This window comes from Vibrio sp. 9-16B-A1, assembly GCF_056726165.1.
On record NZ_JBSDZD010000010.1, the window covers coordinates 185,813 to 209,983 of the forward strand.

A 24,171-nucleotide genomic window follows, 5' to 3' on the forward strand; every position below is an offset into this window, starting at 1 on the left:
CCTATACCTTATATAAAACAGATATTCAGTTGGTCAGGCTTTTCAGGGTGTACCCGGTTAAATTAAAGGAAAGGTCCATTATGCGAGTTAATCAGCCTGTTACCCAAAAAGAAGTGAAGTACCCTCCAAGTTATAACCTGCTTTCGGTCACGACACCGGCCAGTCATATTACATACGCCAGCAAGGAGTTTTGTGAGGTGGCAGGATACACGCTCGATGAACTGAAAGGGCAGCCGCACAACATTGTCCGTCATCCGGATATGCCACCTGAAGCGTTTAAAGACATGTGGCGCGTTCTGAAGGAAGGCAGTTCATGGATGGGAATGGTAAAAAACCGCTGTAAGAATGGCGATCACTACTGGGTAGATGCGTTTGCGTCCCCGATTCGTGAAAACGGTAAAACAATCGAATATCAGTCAGTACGATTGTGTCCGTCCCGCGAAAACGTCGAGAGTGCGGAGAAAGTCTATGCGCAGATCCGGGCCGGAAAAACGCCCTGGCAGCTGAAAGTGCCCCGAACCCGTTTATGGCAGCGTATAGCGGTTGCCTTATTTGGTGCCGCTGTTCTTTCCAGCCTGTTCAATTCTCTGTTGAGTGGTGCAGGCGTTTGGCTGATGCTGTTGCTGGGCTCCGCCGCCGCGTATGTATTAACCCGGCGACTTGAAGCGGTTACAGTGCAGGCGCGTAAGGTGTTTGATAATCCGTTGATGGAACTGGTTTATACCCGGCATGTAGACGATATTTCCGAAATTCAGCTGGCGATGAAAATGAGGCAGTCAGAGCTGAACGCGGTGGTAGGACGGATCCAGGACTCGAATGAGCAGATCGGTATGTCTGCGAAAAATTCGTCTGAAAACTGTGATAAAACCGCCGGTAACCTGGAAGGTCAGACTCAGGAAACGGAGCAGGTGGCCGCCGCTGTCAATCAGATGAACTCTACCGCGTCCGAAATCGCACACAATGCTGCCAGTGCTTCCGATGCGACAGACCGGGCACAAACAGCCGCAAACGAGGGGCTGGACGCCGTTAAGCAAACTGTGGCATCGATTCAGATGCTGGCCACACAAATGGATGAAGCATCCGAAGTCTTTGAAAAGCTGGAAGAGCATGGCAAAACCATTGGGCAGGTTTTGACTGTTATTCAGGGCATTGCTGAGCAGACGAACTTGCTGGCACTGAATGCGGCTATTGAGGCGGCAAGGGCAGGAGAGCAGGGACGTGGTTTTGCGGTTGTAGCTGATGAAGTGCGTACGCTTGCGCAGCGCAGCCAGACGTCCACCGAGGAGATTCACTCTGTGATCAGCGAGATCCAGGCCAGTACTCAGCATGCGGTTGGTGCGATGCAGGAAGGGAATGAACTGACCCGGGTGTGTGTTGACAGCGCAGAGGTTTCCGGTGAAAAACTGCAGGCACTGATGGGTCAGGTCGAGGATATTTCAGACCGTAATTCGCAAATCGCGGCTGCGGTAGAAGAGATGGCCAGTGTGACTGAAGACATGAACTCCAGTGTTCAGTCGATCAGCGAAGTCTGCGCGGCGACCAACATACTCGCCAGTGATACCCGGGATGAATGTGGTGAACTGGTTGAGAACCTCGACTCTCAGGGAAAACTGGTGAAACAGTTCCGCCGGCTTGAATAACGGACGCGAGAAATATAATACTGTCTGGCAGTTTGCTGTTTTTCTGCCAGACAGGCTGCCTCAGCAGTCTGGCTAAGGACGGACAAAGGGTGACATGGCTCTGACAGAATCATCCGCATAAATGTGTCATGATTAATCTATAAGGAATTTCAGGGCTTATGGATGAACAAAGACACTATTCTCAATAATCTTCTCAATCCTGCGGAGCTTGAACGGCTCTACCGCAGCTCCCCCCGCGAGTTTGAAACCGCTTTTGAACAGAGCTTTAAGCAGATGCCGGAAAGCGAGACGCTTCAGGTCTGGAATGCGCGGCTGAGTTACCGCTCTGTACGAACGGTAATGCTGCTGCCGGTGCTGATTGCTACGTTACTTGCCGGGCTGTTTGTTCAGCTTCCGGAGGTCATTCCCGGTATCGAAAGCTGGTTCTGGGACCGTCTGCCACTGCTGGCGGTGTTTGCCCCGGTTATCGCGTATTTCTGTGGGTTCTCCCTGGCCGACAGGCGCGCAAGGTGGCTGGCGGCGGCACTGGTTGCTTGGCTGGTGTACATGGTGATGCTGCCGGAAGGGTATAGTTCGGATTCGGTGACCATGGCGCTGGTACACTCGCCGCTGGTTCTGATTTCGCTTACTGGCGTCAGCTTTATCGGTGCAAAGTGGCGTTGCCCCGGTGTACGGCTTAACTATATCCGTTACCTGGGGGAAGTCTGCATTTTGTCTGTGCTGATCCTGATTGGCGGGGTGATTCTGACCGGGCTGACCATTGGCCTGTTCGAGCTGCTCGGCTGGCGGATTGCAGACTGGTATCTGGAGCATATTGTTCCGGCTGGTCTGGTTTGTGCGCCGGTGATTGCGACCTATTTGTATGACCAGGTGCTGCAGCGCCAGAGCCGGTTTGCCAGTGTGCTGTCGAATGTGTTTGCTCCGTTGTTTCTGCTGACGGTAACGGTTTATCTGCTGGCGTTGATCATCGAAGGGGAAGATCCGTTTTCAGACCGGGATTTCCTTATTCTGCTCAACGGGCTGGTGCTGGTGGTATGGGCGATTACTGTGTTTGCCGTTGCGGGGAAAGGGGAAAACAAAACCAGGATGGACTGGCTTAACGTGGCACTGATTGTGGTGACGCTGATATTCAATGCCCTTGCGCTGTCTGCAATACTGTTCCGCTGGTATGAGCATGGCATGACGTACAACCGCATCATAGTGACCGGTGCGAATGCGCTGATGTTTGCTCATCTGGTCGTGATTTTGCGCAGCTATGCCGGGTATCTTGCTGGGCGGTCAGAGTACCGAAACCTGAGCGCGGCTGTGGCCGGATTCCTGCCTGTCTATTCGGGCTGGTCTGTGATTGTCACGTTTGTATTGCCGCTGCTGTTTGGGTTTGAGTAGAGCAGGTCAATACACCCAGAGACCGGGAGGATTAACTACACTTAACAGAAGTGCAGCGGCCGGTCAGGGAAAGTGAAGTGATAAGGCCGCAGGCGCCCGTAAAAAGGAGGGACCTGTTATGCCGGACAAACCATCCCGTCACAAACACGATGATCCTGAGCAAACTGCCCTGCAGGTGCTGGAGATGGTCAGCGGGCTTTATACTGAGCTTAATCAGCAGCACCAGGCGGGGCGAAAGGTTGAGCCAGACAGCGACTTTGACCATGATCTGGGCTTTGACAGCCTTGCCCGGGCTGAGCTGGTTATGCGGGCCGAGAAGGCCTTCGGCGTGTCTTTGCCTGAACAGACGCTGGCGCTGATCGCTACCCCGCGTGATTTGATCCGGGAGATCCTTGAAGCTGAACACGCAGTCAGCCGTGACGAGTTTGCGCAGTTTGCAGCGGATATAAAGCTGGATAAGGCGCAGTCCGCACCGGATAAAGTCAAAACCCTTCAGCAGCTGCTGGACTGGCATGCAGAAATGCACCCGGACAGGCCCTGTCTCTATGTATATCAAAACGCGGATAACATCGTTCCGGTCAGCTTTAGTGCCCTGCAGAAAAAAGCCCGGGAGATCGCTTCAGCGCTTCAGGCGCAGGATGTCGCTCCCGGCGATTGCGTGGCGATCATGCTGCCTACCTGTGAGGATTATTTTTACAGTTTCTTTGGCATTCTCTATGCGCGGGCCGTGCCTGTGCCTATCTATCCGCCAGCGCGGGCCTCGCAGATTGAAGACCATTTAAAGCGCCATGCCAATATTCTGAACAACGCGGACGCCCGGCTGCTTATTACTGTAGAACAGGCGAAGCCTCTGTCTCAGTTGCTCAGGATGCAGGTACCCGGGATCCGCGCAGTGGTCACCGCAGATGATTTACGCGGTGGCGGCAGTACCGAGAACGTGGGCGAAGCGCATCCCTCCGATATCGCCTTTATTCAATATACCTCTGGCAGTACCGGTCAGCCGAAAGGGGTGGCGCTGACTCATCATAACCTGTTGTCTAATGTGCGGGCGATGGGCGAAGTTGTAAAAGCATGCCCTGAGGATGTGTTTGTCAGCTGGTTGCCGGTTTATCACGATATGGGGCTTATCGGCGCCTGGTTTGGCAGTCTCTATCATGCTATTCCACTGGTGATCATGTCGCCGCTCCTGTTTCTCTCCAGACCTTCGCGCTGGCTGTGGGCGGTGCATCATCACCGCGGAACCCTGTCTCCTGCGCCAAACTTTGCCTATGAGCTGTGTATTAACAAGATTGAGGAGAGTGAGCTGGAGGGGCTGGATCTCAGCAGCTGGCGTTTGTGCTGGAACGGGGCGGAGCCAGTGAGCCCGTCGACTATTCGCCGGTTTACAGAGCGGTTTGAGAAATACGGATTTCGGCCGGAAACCATGTCGCCGGTTTTTGGCCTGGCAGAGTGCTCGGTAGGACTGACATTTCCGTCTGAGGTGAGGGTACCGAGAATAGAAAGGATCCAGCGGGAGGCGATGACGCGTTATGGCCGGGCACTGGAAGCCGGGCCGGATGATGAAGACGCGATTGAGATCCCCGGGCTGGGTCAGCCTTTGCCGGGTCATCAGATCCGGATTGTGGATGAGCTGGGCCGTGAACTGCCGGAGCGGGAAGAAGGCGGGCTGGAGTTTAAGGGACCATCGGCCACTCTGGGTTACTACCGTGACCCGGATAAAACAGAGGAGCTCTACCACGGTGACTGGCTCGATACCGGAGACCGGGCGTTTACCATTGATGGCGAGCTGTTTATTACCGGGCGGCGTAAAGACATCATTATCCGGGCCGGGCGAAATATCTATCCACACGAGCTGGAAGAGGCGGTGTGTAACATCGAAGGGATCCGTAAAGGGTGTGTAGCGGTGTTCGCCAGTACAGATGAGCAGTCCGGTACCGAGCGCCTGGTGGTGCTGGCCGAAACGCGCATTACCGACACCGCGAAACGAAAACAGCTCAGGAATCAGATTAAACATCTGTCGGTCGACCTGCTGGCAAGCCCGGCAGACGATGTGGTACTGAGCCCTCCACATACGATTCCAAAAACCTCCAGCGGTAAAATTCGCCGGGCTGCGTGCCGGGAGTTGTATGAAACCCACTCGCTCGGAGTACGTGAGCGGGCAGTGTGGTGGCAGGCAGTCAGGCTGATGGGAGCCGGATTATTGCCTCAGCTGAGGCGGTTCTGGCGCACAGCGCTGGATCTGGGTTATGCCGCCTGGATGTGGCTGGTGATGGGGATTCTCGCCCCGCTGGTATGGTGCCTGGTTGCCGCAGTGCCAAACCGTAACTGGTGCTGGGCCGTGACCCGTTTGGGTGCCCGCAGCCTGATTTGGCTGACCGGGACCCGGATGAAAGTCACCGGGCGGGAAAATCTGCCGGATAAAGACATTTCGTGCGTAATGGTGGCGAATCATGCCAGTTATCTTGATGGTATTGCACTGGTGGCATCGCTTCCGCTGCATTGCCATTTTGTGGCAAAAGCAGAGCTGCTTGGTAATCCGTTTGCGCGTATATTTCTCTCCAGGCTGGATACGGAATTTGTTGAGCGTTTTGATGTACAAAAAGGGCTGGTGGACGCCAAACGAATCGCCGGGACGGCAAAAAGCAGTCAGCCGCTGTTTCTGTTTCCTGAGGGAACGCTGCACAGGATGGCCGGGATCCATGAGTTCCACATGGGCGCATTTCTGGCCGCGTCAGAGGCTGGTATTCCTGTGATTCCCGTGACACTGCTGGGCACCCGTTCAAAGCTGCGCGGCAGCTCGCTTTTTCCGCGCAGGGGGGATATCAGTGTCAGCATCAGTCCACCACTGGAGCCGGAAGGCAGTGACTGGAACGCAGCACTGAAACTCAGAGATCAGGCCCGGGCGGAGATTCTGCGTAACAGCGGTGAGCCGGACCTGCGTTAAATCAGTCCGCTTCGGGCAGGCTGATCTGGCAGAGAATGTATTCGCCAATTGGCAGTGCAGACGTCGCAGCCGGTGAAGGCGCGTTACATACGTGCAGGCTGCGCGGACTGCGGGCAAACAGAAAATCATGTACCGGGGTGCCATCTTTCAGCACAGCCTGGGCGCGCACTCCGGCCGGGTAGGGTTTTAAGTCGTCAGTGTTGAGTGACGGGCAATATTTCTGTACCCGCTTCAGATAACCCGGTTTCCACAGGGCGTCCAGCCACTCTTTAAGGCCGGTCCGGATGTGTTTGCAGGTGACCCTCCAGAATCCCGGGTAACTAAGCATTTGTAAGGTGTCACGCAGGCTGAAATTGAACGTCTTATACCCTTCGCGTTTCCATCCCTGTACGGCATTCGGGCCAACGGTGACACTGCCATCAATCATCCGCGTCAGGTGTACGCCAAGAAAAGGCAGCTCAGGATCGGGGATGGGGTAGATGAGGTGTTTGACTATCTGGTTATGTTGTTCAGCCAGCCGGTAGTATTCACCCCGGTAAGGCACTATCTGGAAGTCAGTATCGATATTGAGCATCCGGCATAGCCGGTCTGCCATCAGACCACCACAGGTGATCACATACCGGGTTTTAAGGGCGAAGGATTGTCCGTCAGAGCGGCAGGTTAGTGTTACGTGGTCACTTTCTTCGGCTGCAGCCGTGACCTCAGTACGCAGACCCAGCTCTCCGCCACTTTGAGTGAAGTTTTGCGCCATTTGCCGGGTAATCCGGCCATAATCGACAATTCCGGTAGCATGGACTTTAATCGCGCCAAGCCCCTGAATATGAGGCTCTGCAAGGCGGAGCTGACTCTGGTCCCAAAGCTCAGCTGCAATACGGTTTTCCCGGCAGCGCTGATAGAGGGCGTGCATACGTTCAAGCTCGGTGGCATCGGTCGCCACCAGCAGTTTGCCGCAGGTTTCAACCGGGATGTTGTGCGCTTTGCAGAACGCTTTGGTCGCCTCCGCACCCCGACGGCAAAAATCGGCTTTCAGGCTGCCCGGCGGATAATAAACCCCGGCGTGTATGACTCCGCTGTTTCGCCCGGTCTGGTGGTGTGCCAGCCCGGTTTCCTTCTCCAGAAGCAGAACTCTTGCGTTTGGACGTTGCTGCTTGAGCTGCCATGCGGTCGATACGCCAACGATTCCGCCGCCGATGATGATGTAGTCATACATAGATAGAGCCTGCTGTGATGAACAATGCTCATTTCAATCTATCCTGTTGGCGGGGGAATTTCTGCTTCTGCGATCAGAAATTACGCCTTTTGCAACGCATCAACCGCAGGTATGTCTGCCGCAGCCCAGTCCAGCGTTTTCAGATCGCCTGCAGTCAGCCACTGGCTGTCGACATGCTCATGCAGTGTCAGCTCCCGGCACTGCACCTGGCAGACAAAGCAGTGCATGGTGATGTCAAAATCCGGGTAGTTATGCTCAACGGTGATCAGCAGGGAAGTGTCGGTTACCTGAATCGCCAGCTCTTCATCCAGCTCGCGGTGAATCGCGCTCTCAAGGCTCTCCCCAGGTTCAACCTTTCCGCCCGGGAACTCCCACTTGTAACTGGTATAGCTGAACTTAGCCTCACCGCGCTGAACGGCCAGGTAGTGCTCGTCGTTCTGGATGATCGCGGCGACGACTTCGACGTGTTTTTTCATTGTTTGATGGGGTGGTGGGTTTGGGGTGGGATTGTAGTGGTTTTACTTCCCGTATAACAGACAGAAATCACAGGTGTTGTATTGGAGCAGGTATGGCACTTCATTTGGAGGATGACCTGGACTGGAAATAATGGTTATACGTTCGCTTTGGCTGGCCAATTGTGCGATGACGCTAAATGAGGCGATTGCAGAGAGGTGCGAAAATGAGCCCTTGTTTATACATTCTGGCTAATGCGCGAAAAACGGTTTTCTACGTTGGTGTCACCAGCAATCTCATAAACCGGGTCTGGCAGCATAAGAACAAACAGGCCGATGGCTTTACCAGCAAATACAATGTTAATTGCCTGGTGTATTACGAACAGCACCATGATATGGCGTCAGCAATTCAACGGGAAAAAAGAATTAAGCGCTGGAGAAGGGAGTGGAAGGTTGAGCTGATAGAAGGCCAAAACCCGGATTGGGTCGATTTGTTTAGCCATATATCCTCTTGAACAAAAGCTATATACTCGTCATCCCGGCCCTGAGCCGGGACCTCACAAAGCGATCCGAAAACAGACGATGAGCACATGTCGGTCAGGCACTCATCCGCACGAGATCCCGGATAGCGCCCACCAACGAGTTTGTGAAAAGTTCAGTGGAGCGCTTCCGGGATGACGATTTCATTTATTAAGCCGAAAGATCTTACAACCTAAACTGCCCCAACAACCCATTAATCTCATTACCAATCTGATTCAGCTGCTCCGCAGAAGCAGTGGTTTCCTGAGACTGTTCCAGCGTGCGCTGTGAAATATCCGACATGTTGTTCACGTTCACACCGACTTCATCATCGGCAGTGGCCTGTTGTGATGCAGCAGCAGAAATCTGACCAATAGAGTCGTTGATCTGAGCAACAAACTGGTCGAGGGACGAAAAGAGTGCCCGCTAAACAAAGCGGGCACAGGAGAGGGATTATTTGAACGTGCTGTTCAGCATGTCTGCCAGGCGGTAACCGGCCAGAGACAGGCGCTGTTTGGTCAGCTCGGTGCCCTGCTGGTAGTAGGCCTGAGTTGGCTTGGCGTTAATGGTTACACTGTAACCATACTCCGCAGATTTGTAGCTTTCAGCCAGCCATGTATTGAAGTCACCGGTTTTGCCCAGTTCAGCTTTCGGGTAAGCCTGCTGAAGGGTTTGCGCAAAATCATGGATGTTTTGTGGCTCATCCAGCAGGCCCAGACCGCTGTCCCACAGGTGGTGCAGGTCTTTTTGTACTACGTCCAGGGTGTACAGGTTGCCGCCCAGGTTGTTGACGCACTGTTCTTCACTGGTGCTCTTGCTGGTTGTGTGCATTGGCTGGTGCGCGTCACCGGCGAAGTGTGCCAGGAACATCAGGTTGGCCGCCTGCGGCTGGTTTTGCAGCTCCTGATACAGAGTGGTGCCCACTTGTTTGATGTTTGGCTCGTGAACGAAGTTACAGCTGCTGTCAGCAGGGATGGTCTGGTTGATGTAGTGCCACGCGCCGGTTTCTTTCTCATCCCAGCGGTTCAGTGAAGCAGGGATGGTTTCTCCCATCTGTGCCCAGATTTTCTCTGCAGGCTCTTTGCGCACGTAATCAGGGGCCATCGCCACTTTTGCAAACAGGCTGGCACCTTCGAATGCGTTCATACGCTCCTGAATATCGGCTGGCAGGGCTTTGTAGGCTTTTTCCGCAAGGGTATCTGCCTGAGCTTTGGCTGCTGGTGTCAGGTTCTGATAAGCGATTTCAGCAACGGTGACGTGGCCCTGAGAGTTCCAGGCAAGAGCAAGTGAGGGAATAAGGGCGATGCCGGACACCGCCAGAGTCAGAGACTTTTTTAGCATAGTTATTTTCTGCATTCTTAGTTACATTTTGTTACAGGTTGGGCGGGTATTAAGCGCCTGTTTTAAGGTGAGGTCAAGGGGGCAGGCAAAGAAAAAGGTTTGATTGGTTACGTTTTCGCTCTTACAAATAAAAAAAGCGCCCTCCGGAAAGGAGGGCGCTTGTTAATCTTTGAGGAAAGACTATCAGGCCTGGTTGTACTCGATCAGCTTAACAGCGTTACTCAGTACGTGCAGGCAAGTCAGGCGGCCGACGCCTCCCGGTACCGGGGTGATTGCAGCTTCAGACTGGGTGTCTTCATGATGTTTGATGTCACCAACCAGTTTACCGTTGACGCGGTTAATACCCACATCGACCACCAGTTGCCCTTTACGGAACTGGGTGTTTTCCAGGGTACCGTGATAGCCGGTCGCCACGACGATCACGTCAAATTTCGCCCAGTCAACGTCCGCCATTTTTGAGCGGCTGTTGAAGCTGGCGACGGTGCTCTGGCGGTTGATCAGCTCAATTGCCAGTGGCTTACCGACGATGTTGCTGCGGCCAACAACGGCGACTTTCAGGCCGGCAAAGCCGTCTTTGCCAACGTGGTTTTCCATGATGTCAATTGCAGCCTGAACGGTACATGGCAGAACCGGCGCTTCGCCCAGAACCAGTTTGCCCAGAGCTTCAGAGCCGAAGCCATCAACATCAACTGATGCAGGCAGATCAGGCGCTTCCAGGCCATTTGGCAGCGGAAGCTGGAAAAGAATAGGGTGAGTGGCGCGTGCAGCCAGGCCATCAAGATCAGCCTGAGTGGTGCCTTCTTCCGGCAGTACGACATGGTGGCAAGGCAGTTCCAGCTGTTCGAACAGGCGGATTTTGTTGCGTACATAAACCTGGCTTGCCGGATCATCACCGACGGTAACAATGGTCAGTTCGACCGGAAGGTTTTGCTGTTCAATTGTGGCTTTTAACTCAGCGAGCTTGCTCTCAAGGAGGGTGTTAATTACTGCTTTCATCTTACTTACTTCTTTAAAAATCAATGCATTAAAATTCAATGCATGAGTCTGATGAGTGAACTTCTTAAAACAACGCGCCAGGGCGTGAAAAGAGAGGTCGCGCTTAGTTACTTCATCGGGCTTCCATGCTTTTCCTGATTGTACAGATACCAGTTATATCCGCAATGGCAAGGCAGGTCTATCTGAGAATTTTACACAGCCAAAATCTATTGATAACAGTGATATAAGGTGGGTGTAGTGTGGAGTTTACCTAATGCAGTGTGGTTTGTTTCAAACTTGTCATAAAAGGTTCATCTTAATGTGCTTGGTGTTTGTACGTGCTGCTCATAATATGATTAATACCGGTTCAGGTTTTGTACCGGGTATTACCAGGATGAAGCAAAACAATAAGGAGAAAGCCTGTGAGAGAAACTGAGATGATTCAGCCACAAGAGTTTGGTCTGATTAGCCGGACCTGTCTGTTTTCGATTGCTGCGATTGTGGGTGTCTTCACCCTGATTTGATGTTACAGGGAACGCCTTAACTGTGGCAGTTAAGGCCCCCTCTGCCTGATTCTTTTTCTTCTGTATTAACCTGCCACTAACTCTTCCGTTTCTCTTTTCAGATATTTTTGCTCAAACTTCACCGGTGCCACAGGCTGGCTGTACAGGTATCCCTGCAGATATTGATAACCAAGTGCGTGCAGATTGTCACGCTGGGTCTCTGTTTCCACTCCTTCTGCAATCACATTGATATTAAAGGACCGGCACATTGACAGCGTGGCTTTTACAATGGTGCAGCTGTTTTGCTGGCGATTACTGATAAAACTTTTATCCAGTTTCACCACTGTGAGCGGCAGTTCCTGCAGGACAGACAGGGATGAGTAACCGGTACCAAAGTCATCCAGATAGAGGTGGACGCCAGTGTCTGTGATTCGGTGAAGGATCTGATGTACCTCAGAGTAATGCTGCATCATGCACGATTCGGTCAGCTCAATAGCAAGCTGGTCGGTGGGAACCTGGTACTGATTCAGCAGTTCCGCGATTCGGTCAGCAAACTGCCCGGAAAGTTGCAACAGGGACACGTTAACACTGAGGATAAAAGGTTGTCTGAGGCAGTCCTGCCACCCTGCAAGTCGGGCGATGGCGTTTTGCAGTACCCAGTCGCCCAGTTTTGCAATACAGCCACACTCTTCAGCGATAGGGATGAACTCATCCGGCCGGACCTGACCAAGAACCGGGTCATTCCAGCGAAGCAGGGCTTCTGCGCCGCACAGGCGGTTGTTACAGCAGTCCCATATTGGCTGAAAATAGAGTTCAAACAGGTTGCTTTTCAGGGCTGCGCTCATGCGTTGGCGGATCTGCACTTTACGGTTGAGCTTGTCGGCAAGGGAGGCAGTGTAGAGCTCAAACCGGTTGCGGCCTTTGGCTTTGGCGTGGTGCATCGCCATGCTCGACTGTTTGAGCAGGGTATCCATATTGGCGCTGTCACGCGGAAAGCGGGTTGCGCCCATACTGCTGGTGACTGAAAGCGTACCGGTTTCATCAAGAGTAAAGTTTTGCAGCATCGCTTCGTGAATTCGGGTGAGCAGAGCGGGCTGCTCTTCCCCCCTGATATGCGGGGCTGCGATCACAAACTCATCACCACCAAAACGGGCGATAGGGCAGTTGTCGGGGACGACCCGGGTCAGACGGGAGCCCACCGCTTTAAGCAGGGCATCGCCGCTCATGTAGCCATAGGTGTCATTGATGGTTTTAAACTCATCCAGGTCCAGGAAAATCAGCTGGAAAGGGGTGCTGGACTGAATGAGGTCACACAGCGTATCAATCATGCCGCGCCGGTTAAGCAGCCCTGTCAGGTAGTCGTGGCTGGCGTTAAAGCGGGCATCGAACAGCTGTTTTTTACTGCTGGTGATGTCGGCAAGGTTGACCAGGATCTGTTCGTCATTGGGCAGCCAGGTCGCCGTCATATCAAAGTAGTATTGTGCGCCGCCCAGATAGGCGCTGAACTCCTGGCGGACTTTCTGTTCGACAGGCAGGATCCGGAGCAGCTTCTCTGCTGACTCACGGCAGCCGACGAATTTGCTTAGGTGGTAGTAATCGCTGCGAAACAGCATGTGAACCGCATTGCTGTAGCTTTCGAGCTTGCCGTATTTATCAAACAGCAGGCAGAGGTTACCGCCATTTGAAAACGCCAGCTCACGGCGCAGTTCATCTTCTTCAGACAGTACACTGACCAGCATCGCCATGCGTCCGTCGTCGAGCCGGACCCCGGAAAATTCACAGAGGGCACGTTTGGGCTTACGGTTAGGGGTGTAGTTCCACCAGGTCCGGACAGTTTTTTCCTGTTCAAACTGGCCGCGATAGTGGTTAAGTGTTGCGTCTACCGCTTTTGTCAGAGAGCCTTTGATGTTTCTTTCACGAAGGTGGTAAAGATCTTCAGCTTCCCAGAATTCGAGCGCACCTTTGTTTGCCTCGATGATCGCTTTTTTGTCGAAATCGTAAATCCAGATCGGGTTCGGCAGCAGCTCAAATGCCCTGAACTTTTCCATGGTACCTCTTGTCAGCATGTAATGGATTACATTGGGATTCAGAAAAGCACGCTATAATTGGGGCTATTCTATTTGCGTACCTTATAAGATTATGATTTATAAGGTACGGCTGACAGTAACAAAGAAAATTGTAAGCTTCTATAGCTAATTTGTTAAGTTCGTGAGCTTTTGAATGAATTTTAGTCAGGCAGGTTGAGGGTGTGATAACCGTTCCAAATCCGGGTGCCGGTGGTAAACCAGCAAAGGGTGCCGAACACCCAGCAAATGATGGCAAACCAGCCGGGAAACAGGCACATCAGTACGAAGCAGCCAATGGTCTCGGTTCCTTCGGTCAGACCACTCATGTAGTAGAGGGATTTGTTTTTGTAGACCGGATTTTCTATCCCGCGTTTACCGGCCATGACCGCAAAAGCAAGAAAGCTGGATCCGGTGCCGATAAAAGCGAAAATCAGGAATGCACCAGCCACTGCATTAGAGTCTGGATCGGCCAGTACAAAGCCAAATGGCACCAGTGAATAGAACAGAAAATCAAGGCTGATATCGAGAAAGCCCCCGGCATCAGTGATCCCCTGACGCCTTGCGAGGGCACCGTCCAGGCCATCGGCAATCCGGTTAAGGGCAATGAAGAGCAGTGCCAGCGTATAGTTCTGCCAGATAAGAGCCGGGAGACTGAACAATCCGATAACAAATCCGGCCACGGTTACCTGGTTTGCGGTCAGGCCCAGCCTGTCGAGACCCGCAGCGGCAAGCGCAAGCGGAGCGCGTATTACTTTAATCGCGTAGCGGTCAAGCATTGGCCGTCTCCCATGGCCAGTTAAGAACCTGACCATCAGCCGGAATATCGTCCTGGTCGTGGGTAACCAGCAGGGCGGGGATATTCGCCGACCTCAGCTGCTGTTCTACCCAGTCACGGAACTGGCTGCGCAGATCTTTGTCGAGTTTGCTGAAAGGTTCGTCCAGCAGCGCCAATTCAGGTCGTGCCAGCAGCATTCGCGTCAGGCTGATACGGGCGCGCTGGCCGCCGGAGATTTGGTCCGGGTATGACTGAGCAAGGCTGGTCAGGCCGATGCTGGACAGGGCGGTCATTGCCTGTTCGCGGCGCTGCTCGCCTTTGACAGTGTTTGGCAGGGCAAAAGCCAGGTTTTGCCAGACATTCAGATGAGGGAACAGCAGGTCATCCTGAAACAGGATCCCGACTTTACGCAGATGAGCCGGTTTGGTGTCAATGCGCGTGCCAGACAGGGAAACCGTACCCTGCATGGTGAACTCATCGCTCAGGTGGCCGGCGATGGCATCAAGCAGGGTTGATTTACCACAGCCACTTGGGCCCATCAGCGTCAGGATCCGGCCCTGCTCAACGGTGACATTCAGATCAGTAAAAAGTGCCTCGCCATCGCGTTTACGGATGGTGAGGTTTTCCAGGCAAAGACTCATGTGAAGCAGTCCCTTGAGTTTGAATACGGCGCTGGCGGCTGATGCGGGCAGCGACCAGTGCAAATGAGAAAAAAAGTAATGGTAACAGAGCCTGCCACAGAGCATAAATAGCGGTAACCCGCCGGTCGTATCCGCTGGCGAGCGCGACTGCTTCTGTGGTCAGGGTCGATACCCGGCCCGCGCCAAGCATCAGGGTCGGCAGATATTGCGCAAGGCTCACGCTGGCACCAATCGCCCAGCCAAACACCAGTGCCGGCATCATCAGCGGCAGCTTGACAGAAAACCAGGCCCGGAGCGGGGATTTGCCCAGGCTGGAAGCCACGCGGATATAGCCATTGTCAAAGCTGCGCCATGGGCCATCCAGAGCGAGGTAAACAAACGGAAAGGCGAAAAACACGTGTGACCAGATCACCAGGGTCATGTAGCTGCCCTGGGTCAGGGCCAGACTGGCAACCTGAATACCAAACAGCAGTGAGAGCTGAGGAACCAGCATCGGAATGGCGATGACATAATCGGGCAGGGACAAACGGTGTCGTAACCGGTACTCATGTGCGATCACCGCTGCAATGAGCGTCAGAAAGGCGGTTGTCAGGGCGATAAGCAGGCTGGTTTCTAAGACAGACAGAATCGCGTGCCATTCATCCTGCCAGAACTGACCGGTATAACGTCCGGGCAGCAGATCCGGGAAACGCCAGCGCCTGGCAATACTCCACAGCATCATTACCGGCAGGATGATGAAACTGGTGGCAAACACCAGGCCGTACAGCCATCGGCCTTTGTTCTGCAGCAGTGAAGATTTGCTGCGGTTTTCTGATATCAAACAGCTGCCTGAGTATTGCCAGGATGTAAAGCGGCGGCAGAGCAGGGACTCAGTCCCCCAGACCACAAGGAGCAGCAGGCTGGTTATACCAAACAAAAATACAGCGCCAGCGGCGGCCCGGGGCAGCAGCGAGAGTTCAGGATCATTAAACCATTGCCATACCTGAACGGCCAGGGTGGGCGGATTAGTGGGGCCCAGGATGAGTGCCATGTCTACCACACCGGCGCTGTAAGCGATAACAGCAAACAGGGGAAAACGTATTTTGCGCAGCCAGAGCGGAAAAATGCATTTCCACCATGCAGCGGATGGGGAGTACCCCAGAGAAGCGCTGACTTTGAGTACTTTTTCTGTTTTCAGTTGCTGCAGAACCGGAATGCTCATCAGCAAAAGAAAAGGCAGTTCTTTTAAAGCCAGCGCAAGGGTGAGTCCGGCAGCGTAAGGGTCCTGAACCAAAAGCGGGAGATCAGATCCTGTCTGTACTGACGGGACGATAAGTTCAGCGAACCTGGCTCCCAGACCGGTTGGCGAAAACAGAAAAGCAAAGCCGATGGCAAAGGCAACGTGTGGCATTGCCAGCAGCGGAGAGAGGGTGTACTCAATGGCTTTCCAGAACCGGCTGTTCCAGCAGTTTTTGAGGATGATAAACGCCATCACGCAGGACAGAATACAGCTCAGCAGCGCAGAGCTGAACGTCAGCATCACAGAAGACGGAAAACCGCTCCAGCTCAGGGCCTGAGTAAAGCCCTGGCCAGAGAATCCGGTCAGTCCGATGACCGGAACATAACCGAGAGCAGCGGGTAACACGCCGGCAATGCCGGGTACAACGGGGAGAATACATGCCAGTATCACCAGCAGGTACAACATTCTCAACATGGTCTAACTCTCTGCTCTGTACATATATCAATTGCTCCCGTATCGCTTAAGCCATTCTTTTTCCAGTGCACTTTGCCAGCCTGGATGTGGTTCAGAGATGGATTTGAACTGTCCGGTTTTGGCGGCACTGCCGCTGAGATGTTTTTTACTCAGCACTGAAGGATCACCCCAGATGCTCAGATCCCCTTTGCGTGACTGAGCTTCCGGGCTGAGCAGGAAGTTAATCGCGACCTGGGCGCCGGCTTTGGCAGTAGCGTTAGACGGAATGGCCAGGAAGTGAATATTGGACAGCGCGCCCTGGTCCAGTGCATATACCCGGGTGGTTTCAGCCAGAGTGCCGTTCGCCTGAGCAGAATAGACGTAGTTTGGGTTGAACGTCACGGTCAGATCCAGCTGACCATCGTCAAGCAGGGCTGCCATTTGAGATGAACCGTTCGGAAACTGTTTGCCCTGACGCCAGGCGACTTTATGGAACTGGTCCAGATAATCCCACAATGGTTTGGTGACCAGTTTAAACGTCTCCGGATCGGCTGGTTTTTGCAGCGCGGCATCGTTGTTGACCAGTTCAATCAGCAGGGACTTAAGGAAACTGGTGCCATGAAATTCAGGCGGACGTGGGTAGCTCAGGCGTCCAGGGAAGGCTTTAGCGTAGCTGAGCATTTCAGCAAATGAACGTGGTGGATTGTTCAGTTTCTGGTGATCATAAATAAACACCAGCTGCCCCACACCCCACGGCGCTTCCAGACCATCGGTTGGTACTGAAAAGTCGGTTTCAACCGGAAGGGACTTATCCACCAGCGGCCAGTTTGGCAGATCGTACACAAACGGTCCGTACAGCAGTTCATTTTCCTTCATGGATTTGAAGTTTTCGCCGTTGATCCAGACCATATCCACGCTGCCGCCTTCAGTTCGTCCTGCGGTCTTTTCTGCCAGCAGACGTGCACTGGTTTCGGCAATGTCCGTTACTTTTACGTGGCGAAGTGTGACATTGTAACGTGATTTGAGCTGTTTACCGGCCCACTGGATATAGCGGTTAATCTCCTGGCTTCCGCCCCAGGCATGAAAGTAGACCGTCTGGCCCTGCGCCTGTTGCACCGTTGTATTCCATTGTTCCGGTGATTGTCCGGAAGGTGCGGCGATAACGCTTTGGCACCCAAGTACCAGTCCGATAGTACACAGTAGTTTTTTCATGGATTGTTCCGTTCTCTGATTATCCGGTTCCTGAAGTGTGACAGGCCTGGCGGCACATTATAGTTCCGAACAGCCAGGATGTACTTCAGTTTGTTGTTTTCATTCTGATTATAGGACGATAGCCCCATATAACCTCTATTACCAGGACCGGGAGGCCGGGCAAAAACTTGCAAGGTTATAAAATCTTTCCAACACTTTGGGTATGCCTGTGCTTTCAGGTGAGCAGAAATACGACAAACAGACCGGTTGGCAGGCAATCTAAATCCATACGCACATGCGTTGGAAGATGGATCGTTTCACCAGGGAGTCGTGATGACCAGGATTGAAAAACTTTGCACAGCCTGGATACTGGGGCTATGTATTATTATGCTGAGCCCGGTAACCAAAGCTCAGGATGACCCGGCAACCATGACGTTGACCTTACCGGCTTACGTCGATAATACGCACCTCTATTTTCATGATCTGCTGACTCAGTCTCTGGCAGAGATTGGTATCGAGCTCGAAATCGTTACGCTTTCCCGTCATCTTCCATACAAACGTCTTATCGACATGCTGAACAAAGGCACCATTTCCGCTATCTGGATGCTTGAAAATCATGATCGGGACTCCCGCTACCAGAAAGTGGATGTCAACCTGACCAACGGTCTGATTGGTAAGCGGGTGTTTTTCATTCCAAAAGGTGCGCAGTCTTTGTATGACGGCATTGAAACCCTTGACGACCTCAGAAACACGGGTTTCCGCGCGGGCCTGGGTGATAACTGGTTTGATGCAAAGGTTTGGGAAGCCAATGAGCTGCCATTTTACGCCAAGGACGGAGACTGGCGTCCGCTGTACGACATGCTCAGTACCCAGGGTGGGGTGAACTATTTCCCACGCGGCGTGAATGAAATCAGTGCAGAAGCCTCGCTTAATCCCCATCTGGATATTGAGCAGAATCTGATGCTGGTTTATGAGCGCGACTTTGTATTCTATTTCAACAATGAGCAGCAAACCGGGTTGATAGAAAAAGCGCTTGAACGGGCCCTGGATAAAGGGCTGATAGATAAGCTGATCGAAAAGCACTGGAATGGGCAGTTGAAAGGACTCAACCTTGAAAATCGCAAAGCGATCAGGCTGATTACGCCTGAGGAGTAACGATGAAGGCACTTCACCGGTGGATGTTGTTTTGGTCGTTGCTGTTTTCTGCTGCAGTACACAGTGAAACGGTTTATCTGACCTCTCTCTACTGGCCGCCTTACTCTGGTTACAGTCTGCCGCAGCAGGGGGCAACGGTGCAGGTAGTGCGTGAGGCCAGCTGTTCCTGCCGAATAATGGTTCCTGTCTGGGGAAGCACTCTGACGGGTAACTGCTATTGTTATATTTGTCAGTCAGTTTTATGAGACAGTCAGTATGAATATAAAGTCAAAACTTATGATGGCTCTGGTTGCAGCGACGGTTGTTCCGGTATTAGTCGTGTCGGCAGTAGTTGTATCCAAAGTACGCACCCAGGCGCTGGAACAGTTTGAACAACGCAGTGCCGGTGAGATGTCCCAGGTCGATAATGCGCTGTCTGTTTATATGCAGGGCATTGAGCAAAATGTTCAGTTACTGGCGCAAAGCTATGAACTGAAGGCGGTCGACGCCAGCATCACTCAGTACATGGAGAGTGAGTCGGTTGAAATGACTCCGGATCAAAACGGTCAGGTGGAGCGCGAAGCGTTCCGCGCGCTGCGGGAAATGGGGGAGTCCCATGCCGGTTACGCGTATGTGTATATGGGCACCGTTGATGGTGGTTATATTCAGTGGCCAAAAGGGAAAAACACCGACAGATACGATCCACGCCAACGCCCCTGGTATCAGAAAGCGAAGTCCAGCCCGGGTTCAGTGGGCCGAACCAATGCTTACTACTGGGCTCCGGATGATGCCACCATTGTGAGTAATGTACTGACCTACAAAGGTAATGGTCTGGATGGTGTGGTCGCCATTGATGTGTCACTGAAAACCCTGACCGACATAGTGAAGAAAATCCGTTTCGGAGAAACCGGTTACCTGATGCTGGTAGAGGGCTCGGGGAATGTATTGGTGGATGCGGCGAACGAAGCGCACAACTTCAAGCCGATTAACGATTTGGGCGGTGCTTATCAGACACTGGCGGCAACCAATGGCGGTATGGTTGAAGTAGAAATCAGCGGTACGACTTATCTGGCTAATGTGCTGATTTCACCGAAACTGGGATGGAAATTTATTGGTCTTATTGATAAGTCTGAAGTCATGGCGGCCAGCAGCAGTTTGATTAATTACATGATTGTCATTGCTATGGTATTGGCGGCTATTTTCATTGCTGGCGCGGTGGCCTTAGCACAGCTTATTGCACGCCCGCTGAATCTGGTCTCCAGTGGTCTTAAAGAGATTGCCTGTGGTGAAGGGGATTTGACTAAAGAGCTGAAAATCCGCTCCAGCGATGAAACCGGTGAGCTGGCTAAGTATTTCAATGAGTTTTTGAAAGCGATCCGTAACCTGGTCAATGAGATTGGCCTTGCTGGGGAGTCAATGCGTGAGTCATCAGGCCGTGCAGGCACTGTGTCTCAGGATCTGGCCGAGGTCTCTACCCGACAGTATCAGGCAGTGGATATGGTCTCTACGGCGTTTAACGAGATGGTAGCGACTGCCAATGAAGTCGCGACTTTATGTACTTCAGCGGCCGGAGCGGCAAATGAGAGTCAGGAGCTGGTGAATCAGGGACAGGCCGATATTGCCAATGCGGTGCAGAGCGTGAATCAGCTGGCTGATTTCCTCCAGGTATCATCAGAGACCATCGGATCACTGGAAAGTGACAGCCAGGAAATCACACTGATCCTTGAGACCATTCAGGGTATTGCGGAGCAAACCAACCTGCTGGCACTTAACGCAGCCATAGAGGCGGCCAGGGCTGGCGAACAGGGTCGTGGCTTTGCGGTGGTCGCGGATGAAGTCCGGGCACTGGCAAAACGTACACAGGATTCCACTGAGGAGATCAATACCCTGGTACTGAGACTGCAGAACCGCACCAAACAGGTTTCCGAGCAGATGGCGAGCAGTTTGTCCGCTTCTCAGGATACGGTTCAGGTGACGGAATCGGTCAATGAGCGTTTCCAGGGGATTTTTGAATCTGTTTCGTCAATTCACGATATGAACACGCAGATCGCAACGGCAACCGAGCAGCAGCACCTGGTGGCAGAAGAGATCAACCGAAATATTCAGCAGGTGAACGAAGATACCCAGAAGGTGGACGGTGTGGCCCAGAAGGCTCAGCTGAATGCGGCGTCGCTCAATGATGCAGCTGATGAACTGAATAAACTGGTGAACAAGTTTAAGACGGAGTAACCCCGGTTTTAACTCAGAACTGTGAAGCCGCATTCAGCGGCTTCACTTTTTTAAAGCGCTGCATCTGTTCACTTTTTTCTTTATCGCTATAATTCAGATAGTTGTTGTCTGACTAAGGACTCATTAATTTTATGCAAAGCGTTGCGATTTTGTTGGCGGTACTGGTGGCGGTGTTTGTTATTTACATGCGCTACTTTGCCAAACGCTATGAGCCGGTGACCTATCCGTACAAAAAGGTCGACAGGCTGCTCACCCAGTCTGAAAGTGCCTTCTACAATGCGCTGCTGGCTGCGCTGGATGATAAGGCGGTAGTGTTTCCAAAAATGCACATGGCGGATGTGGTTACTCCGCCACCGATGAAAAATCAGAAAAAATGGCTGGCCGCGTTTAACCGTATTGCCCGTAAACATCTTGATTTTGTGGTGTGTCGTCCGGGTTCTCTGGAGGTGTTGTGCATTATCGAATTTGATGATGGCTCAACTCTGGATAAGACCAAAGCTGAGCGTCAGAAACTGCTGATGCATGTGTGTAAAACATCCGGGATCCCGCTGGTGGGGGCCAACTCGAAATACAGTTATCAGGTTGGGCGTTTGCGCCGGGTGCTATCTGAGTATGTGGTAGACCTGAACATCGAACCGGAAGTGCGTTTTTGCAAGGAGTGCGGCAGTCCTATGGTGCTGCGTTTTGCCAGCCATGGTGAGTTTAAGGGGCGGCGGTACTTCTGTTGCAGCCGCGCGCCAACCTGCCGTTATGTGGAAGAGTTCAACGAAGACACTCAGATCAACTGGTCATAACCGGTCTGATACCAGGAAACGGAGCCGCGGCTCCGTTTTTTTTGTGCCCATTTCCCTGTTTTTGCGAACTTTTTCTGGCGGAAACCGGAAAACCAGCAGTGCTGGACTATAGTTAAATCAATTGCCGCAGTTCGTGGCGGACGTTTTGATAACAACAGGTTAGTTGGCTGGCAGGGAAAGTCTATGAATGACAGAAGGGTATTTGTTACCGCTGCTCAGGTCGCCGCTGAGTTAAATAAAGGTATGGTGATAGCGAGGCGCCTGCTGCTGATCGCCAGTAATGCCAGGGCATTGGCTCTGCGTGCCGGTGAGAGCGCCGCCGGGTTTCGTCCTATCACGGATTCGATTGATGATTTGGTCCGTACTACGCTGGAGTCCTCGCAGATCATCAACACCAAGGCTCAGGCACTGAGCCGGATTGCTACCGCTGAAAGCCGTTCTGCTCAGGCGCTGGAGAAAATCAACAGGGTCTATGAGAACGCATCGGAGGCGAAGTATCTCTCGTCTATTGACCGTGCCAAAGAGGAAATTATGCACGGCTATCAGCAGCAGGCCGGGGAGTTTCGCCGTGAGGCCAAGATTCTCAATGAAATGCTTAAAGAGCTCTACAGCGAACTCCGGACCGCACAGATCATTTCAACCATGCTGAGCGTGGAAGCGTCCCAGGCCGGAGAGGTCTACCAGGACCAGCTCAACAGCATCGCCACCAGCGTGGCTCAGTCTGCCCAGGCGATTCAGTCTCATGTATCCAAATCTCTTAAGCTGTTTTCTGAACTGACAAGGACGGTATATGCAAACAAAAGTTCTGTATAACAAAGGCGCGCACCGTTGGCTGGTCTTTGGCCGGGATCCGGATAAGCCGGAGAAAATCATTGATACCAATCAGTACATGATTGTGAACCGCAATGAGTCGATTTTACTCGACCCGGGCGGTATTGAGCTGTTTTCGGCCATGCTTGGCAGCGTGGTCAAAGAAGTTCCGGTAGAGAATATCACTCATCTTTTTGCCTCCCATCAGGACCCGGATATTATCTCGTCTCTTGGCCTTTGGGACCAGGCCCTCAATGAGGGCACAAAGCTGCATTCACCCTGGTTGTGGGAAGGGTTTATCCGTCACTTTGGGATGGACAAAATAGACTTTGATCCTATCCCGGATGAAGGAAAGAGCATCATGGTCGCGGGTACGGAGATCCAGTTTATCCCGGCCCATTACATGCACTCGTCGGGTAACTTTTCAGTTTACGATCCTCAGGCAAAAATCCTGATGTCGGGGGATGTGGGTGCTGCTCTGGATGCGCCCGATGCCCCTATGTTTGTACCGGATTTTGATGAACATATCCCGAAAATGGAGTATTTCCACCGCCGCTGGATGCCATCAAACCGTGCCAAGCAGTGCTGGATTGATCAGGTAAGCCGGCTGGATATTGATTTGCTCTGTCCGCAGCACGGTGGAATATTCAAAGGCGACGATGTGAAACGCTTTTTGGATTGGCTCGATAAGCTGGATGTAGGCATTGCCGTTAAATAACGACGCAGTCCTTCTTTTTGTGAATTTCTTTAATCGTCATTCTGGCGGTGACGTGGCGTATCGTTGCTCCGCTCAAAGAGCTGGCGGGCTTTATGAACAATGACGTGGGTAACCTGTCGCTCGATAAGGTGCCATGTGTTGAACGTGATGATGAAATAGGTCAGCTGGCGAGGGCGCATACGTCACTGATGATCAAAGTGAAGACCCAGATCCGCCTTTTAAAGAAAAAATCCGATACTGATACCCTGACCAGACTCGGCTCCCGATATCTCTATTCTGTAGTGGCTGAAAAGCGCTGGGCTGACGCGCTGTGCAGCGGTTCTCCGGTGGGGCTGCTGATCATCGATATCGATAATTTTAAGCCGTACAATGACAGCTATGGCCACACCTCCGGGGATGAGGCAATCAAGCAGGTAGCCGGGGTAATTCGCCAGGTTGTTACGCCGTTTGGTCAGGCATTTCGCATTGGTGGTGAAGAGTTTGTTGGTTTGCTGATTGACTGCGATGAGCAGAAGGTTAATTTGCTGGCAGAGCAGATTCGTAAGCAGATATTTGACCTGGGGATTCGTCATGTAAAAAAACGAACCTTATGCGAGGGTTACCGTATCCATAGGGGTAACCAGCATGTCACCGGTGCAGTACCGACGCAGCCGCTCCGCCCGTTGTTACTATGATGCCTTTGAAAGGGCGGACACCTGCCTGTATCAGGCCAAGCATTCAGGCCGAAACAGGGTCTCTGGTGTGATCCTGAGTCAGGATTGTGTCAATTCATAATCAACCCCGATTGATCAAGGTTGTTCTATATAGTACCTTTGTCTCATCTTAATTGAATCTGCCGGAGCATGTGATGAGCTTTAATACCTGTTTCTTTTCTCAGCGTGACAACTGGGTTGCGGAACAGGCGCAGAATGGATGCGTGCGTCTTTTTGATTTTTGTCTGGATTTTGGATTTAAGTACGACAACCTGATCGGAGCCGGTATCCTTCAACGCAGCAGGCGTGACGAAGGCAGCCGTTTTCTGGATTTCGCCCTGACTGAAAAAGGCGAGAGTTTTGTAAACTGCCAGTTTGATACCTTTATGGTAAAGAGCGATAAAGTTCATGAACTGGCTGCGTATGTGGAAGAGTTCTTTCTTTCGCGCTTTATTGTGAGCAGTGCAGACTAAGACCGG

At 52.5% G+C, this 24,171-nt stretch carries 20 protein-coding genes; 11 read left to right on the forward strand and 9 right to left on the reverse strand.

The window, feature by feature from the left end; genetic code table 11:
• Nucleotides 1-80: 80 nt before the first annotated feature.
• From ACVB80_RS16750 to ACVB80_RS16760, 3 genes are all read left to right on the forward strand, one after another.
• On the forward strand, nucleotides 81-1,640 hold the full coding sequence (locus ACVB80_RS16750; RefSeq protein WP_481082430.1) for a methyl-accepting chemotaxis protein: 1,560 nt from the start codon (nucleotides 81-83) through the stop codon (nucleotides 1,638-1,640).
• A gap of 162 nt (nucleotides 1,641-1,802) precedes the next feature.
• Nucleotides 1,803-3,026, forward strand: a complete 1,224-nt coding sequence (locus ACVB80_RS16755; protein ID WP_481082431.1) for a hypothetical protein — start codon at nucleotides 1,803-1,805, stop codon at nucleotides 3,024-3,026.
• A 118-nt stretch (nucleotides 3,027-3,144) separates the two neighbouring features.
• The gene (locus tag ACVB80_RS16760; RefSeq protein WP_481082432.1) at nucleotides 3,145-5,970 is read left to right on the forward strand and encodes an AMP-binding protein; all 2,826 of its coding nucleotides are present in this window, start codon (nucleotides 3,145-3,147) and stop codon (nucleotides 5,968-5,970) included.
• A 1-nt stretch (nucleotide 5,971) separates the two neighbouring features.
• Here the strand turns inward: ACVB80_RS16760 and lhgO are convergent, their stop codons facing one another.
• Both lhgO and ACVB80_RS16770 read right to left on the reverse strand, forming a co-directional pair.
• Nucleotides 5,972-7,180 (reverse strand): L-2-hydroxyglutarate oxidase, encoded by a 1,209-nt coding sequence (gene lhgO, locus ACVB80_RS16765; protein ID WP_481082433.1) that lies wholly within the window; start codon nucleotides 7,178-7,180, stop codon nucleotides 5,972-5,974.
• An 80-nt stretch (nucleotides 7,181-7,260) separates the two neighbouring features.
• Nucleotides 7,261-7,656 carry a (deoxy)nucleoside triphosphate pyrophosphohydrolase gene (locus ACVB80_RS16770; RefSeq protein WP_481082434.1) on the reverse strand — a complete coding sequence of 132 codons (396 nt, stop codon included), beginning with the start codon at nucleotides 7,654-7,656 and terminating at the stop codon, nucleotides 7,261-7,263.
• Between the two features lie 203 nt (nucleotides 7,657-7,859).
• Here ACVB80_RS16770 and ACVB80_RS16775 point away from each other — a divergent pair, with 203 nt between their 5' ends.
• Nucleotides 7,860-8,147 (forward strand): GIY-YIG nuclease family protein, encoded by a 288-nt coding sequence (locus ACVB80_RS16775; RefSeq protein ID WP_481082435.1) that lies wholly within the window; start codon nucleotides 7,860-7,862, stop codon nucleotides 8,145-8,147.
• 457 nt (nucleotides 8,148-8,604) lie between these two features.
• On the opposite strand, the gene ACVB80_RS16780 is transcribed toward ACVB80_RS16775, so the two are convergent.
• The 7 genes from ACVB80_RS16780 to ACVB80_RS16810 all read right to left on the reverse strand — a co-directional run bounded on the left by ACVB80_RS16780 (nucleotide 8,605) and on the right by ACVB80_RS16810 (nucleotide 17,336).
• Nucleotides 8,605-9,492 carry a S1/P1 nuclease gene (locus tag ACVB80_RS16780; RefSeq protein ID WP_481082436.1) on the reverse strand — a complete coding sequence of 296 codons (888 nt, stop codon included), beginning with the start codon at nucleotides 9,490-9,492 and terminating at the stop codon, nucleotides 8,605-8,607.
• A 183-nt stretch (nucleotides 9,493-9,675) separates the two neighbouring features.
• A complete protein-coding gene (locus ACVB80_RS16785; protein ID WP_481082437.1) occupies nucleotides 9,676-10,488 on the reverse strand; it encodes a tetrahydrofolate dehydrogenase/cyclohydrolase catalytic domain-containing protein in 813 nt (270 codons plus the stop codon).
• A 568-nt stretch (nucleotides 10,489-11,056) separates the two neighbouring features.
• Nucleotides 11,057-13,018 carry an EAL domain-containing protein gene (locus tag ACVB80_RS16790; protein WP_481082438.1) on the reverse strand — a complete coding sequence of 654 codons (1,962 nt, stop codon included), beginning with the start codon at nucleotides 13,016-13,018 and terminating at the stop codon, nucleotides 11,057-11,059.
• A 179-nt stretch (nucleotides 13,019-13,197) separates the two neighbouring features.
• Nucleotides 13,198-13,812 carry a CDP-alcohol phosphatidyltransferase family protein gene (locus ACVB80_RS16795; protein WP_481082439.1) on the reverse strand — a complete coding sequence of 205 codons (615 nt, stop codon included), beginning with the start codon at nucleotides 13,810-13,812 and terminating at the stop codon, nucleotides 13,198-13,200.
• Nucleotides 13,805-14,452 carry an ATP-binding cassette domain-containing protein gene (locus ACVB80_RS16800; RefSeq protein WP_481082440.1) on the reverse strand — a complete coding sequence of 216 codons (648 nt, stop codon included), beginning with the start codon at nucleotides 14,450-14,452 and terminating at the stop codon, nucleotides 13,805-13,807. The genes ACVB80_RS16795 and ACVB80_RS16800 overlap by 8 nt, the downstream gene beginning before the upstream one ends.
• Entirely contained in the window at nucleotides 14,418-16,145 is a 1,728-nt protein-coding gene (locus tag ACVB80_RS16805) for an ABC transporter permease (protein ID WP_481082441.1), read from the reverse strand. Before ACVB80_RS16805 ends, ACVB80_RS16800 begins: the two co-directional genes overlap by 35 nt.
• Nucleotides 16,146-16,172: 27 nt before the next feature.
• The gene (locus ACVB80_RS16810; protein WP_481082442.1) at nucleotides 16,173-17,336 is read right to left on the reverse strand and encodes an ABC transporter substrate-binding protein; all 1,164 of its coding nucleotides are present in this window, start codon (nucleotides 17,334-17,336) and stop codon (nucleotides 16,173-16,175) included.
• Nucleotides 17,337-17,648: 312 nt separating this feature from the next.
• On the opposite strand from ACVB80_RS16810, the gene ACVB80_RS16815 reads away from it, so the two are divergent.
• From ACVB80_RS16815 to ACVB80_RS16845, 7 genes are all read left to right on the forward strand, one after another.
• Nucleotides 17,649-18,470 carry a hypothetical protein gene (locus ACVB80_RS16815; RefSeq protein WP_481082443.1) on the forward strand — a complete coding sequence of 274 codons (822 nt, stop codon included), beginning with the start codon at nucleotides 17,649-17,651 and terminating at the stop codon, nucleotides 18,468-18,470.
• 255 nt (nucleotides 18,471-18,725) lie between these two features.
• Nucleotides 18,726-20,678, forward strand: a complete 1,953-nt coding sequence (locus ACVB80_RS16820) for a methyl-accepting chemotaxis protein (protein WP_481082444.1) — start codon at nucleotides 18,726-18,728, stop codon at nucleotides 20,676-20,678.
• 131 nt (nucleotides 20,679-20,809) lie between these two features.
• Nucleotides 20,810-21,472, forward strand: a complete 663-nt coding sequence (locus ACVB80_RS16825) for a DUF2726 domain-containing protein (protein ID WP_481082445.1) — start codon at nucleotides 20,810-20,812, stop codon at nucleotides 21,470-21,472.
• Nucleotides 21,473-21,655: 183 nt separating this feature from the next.
• Nucleotides 21,656-22,285, forward strand: a complete 630-nt coding sequence (locus tag ACVB80_RS16830; RefSeq protein ID WP_481082446.1) for a chemotaxis protein — start codon at nucleotides 21,656-21,658, stop codon at nucleotides 22,283-22,285.
• Nucleotides 22,263-23,000: an oxygen-binding di-iron domain-containing protein gene (locus ACVB80_RS16835; RefSeq protein WP_481082447.1), complete on the forward strand. Its 738-nt coding sequence runs from the start codon at nucleotides 22,263-22,265 to the stop codon at nucleotides 22,998-23,000. Before ACVB80_RS16830 ends, ACVB80_RS16835 begins: the two co-directional genes overlap by 23 nt.
• 47 nt (nucleotides 23,001-23,047) lie before the next feature.
• Nucleotides 23,048-23,674 carry a diguanylate cyclase domain-containing protein gene (locus ACVB80_RS16840; protein WP_481082448.1) on the forward strand — a complete coding sequence of 209 codons (627 nt, stop codon included), beginning with the start codon at nucleotides 23,048-23,050 and terminating at the stop codon, nucleotides 23,672-23,674.
• A 173-nt stretch (nucleotides 23,675-23,847) separates the two neighbouring features.
• The gene (locus ACVB80_RS16845; RefSeq protein ID WP_481082449.1) at nucleotides 23,848-24,165 is read left to right on the forward strand and encodes a hypothetical protein; all 318 of its coding nucleotides are present in this window, start codon (nucleotides 23,848-23,850) and stop codon (nucleotides 24,163-24,165) included.
• Nucleotides 24,166-24,171: the final 6 nt, after the last annotated feature.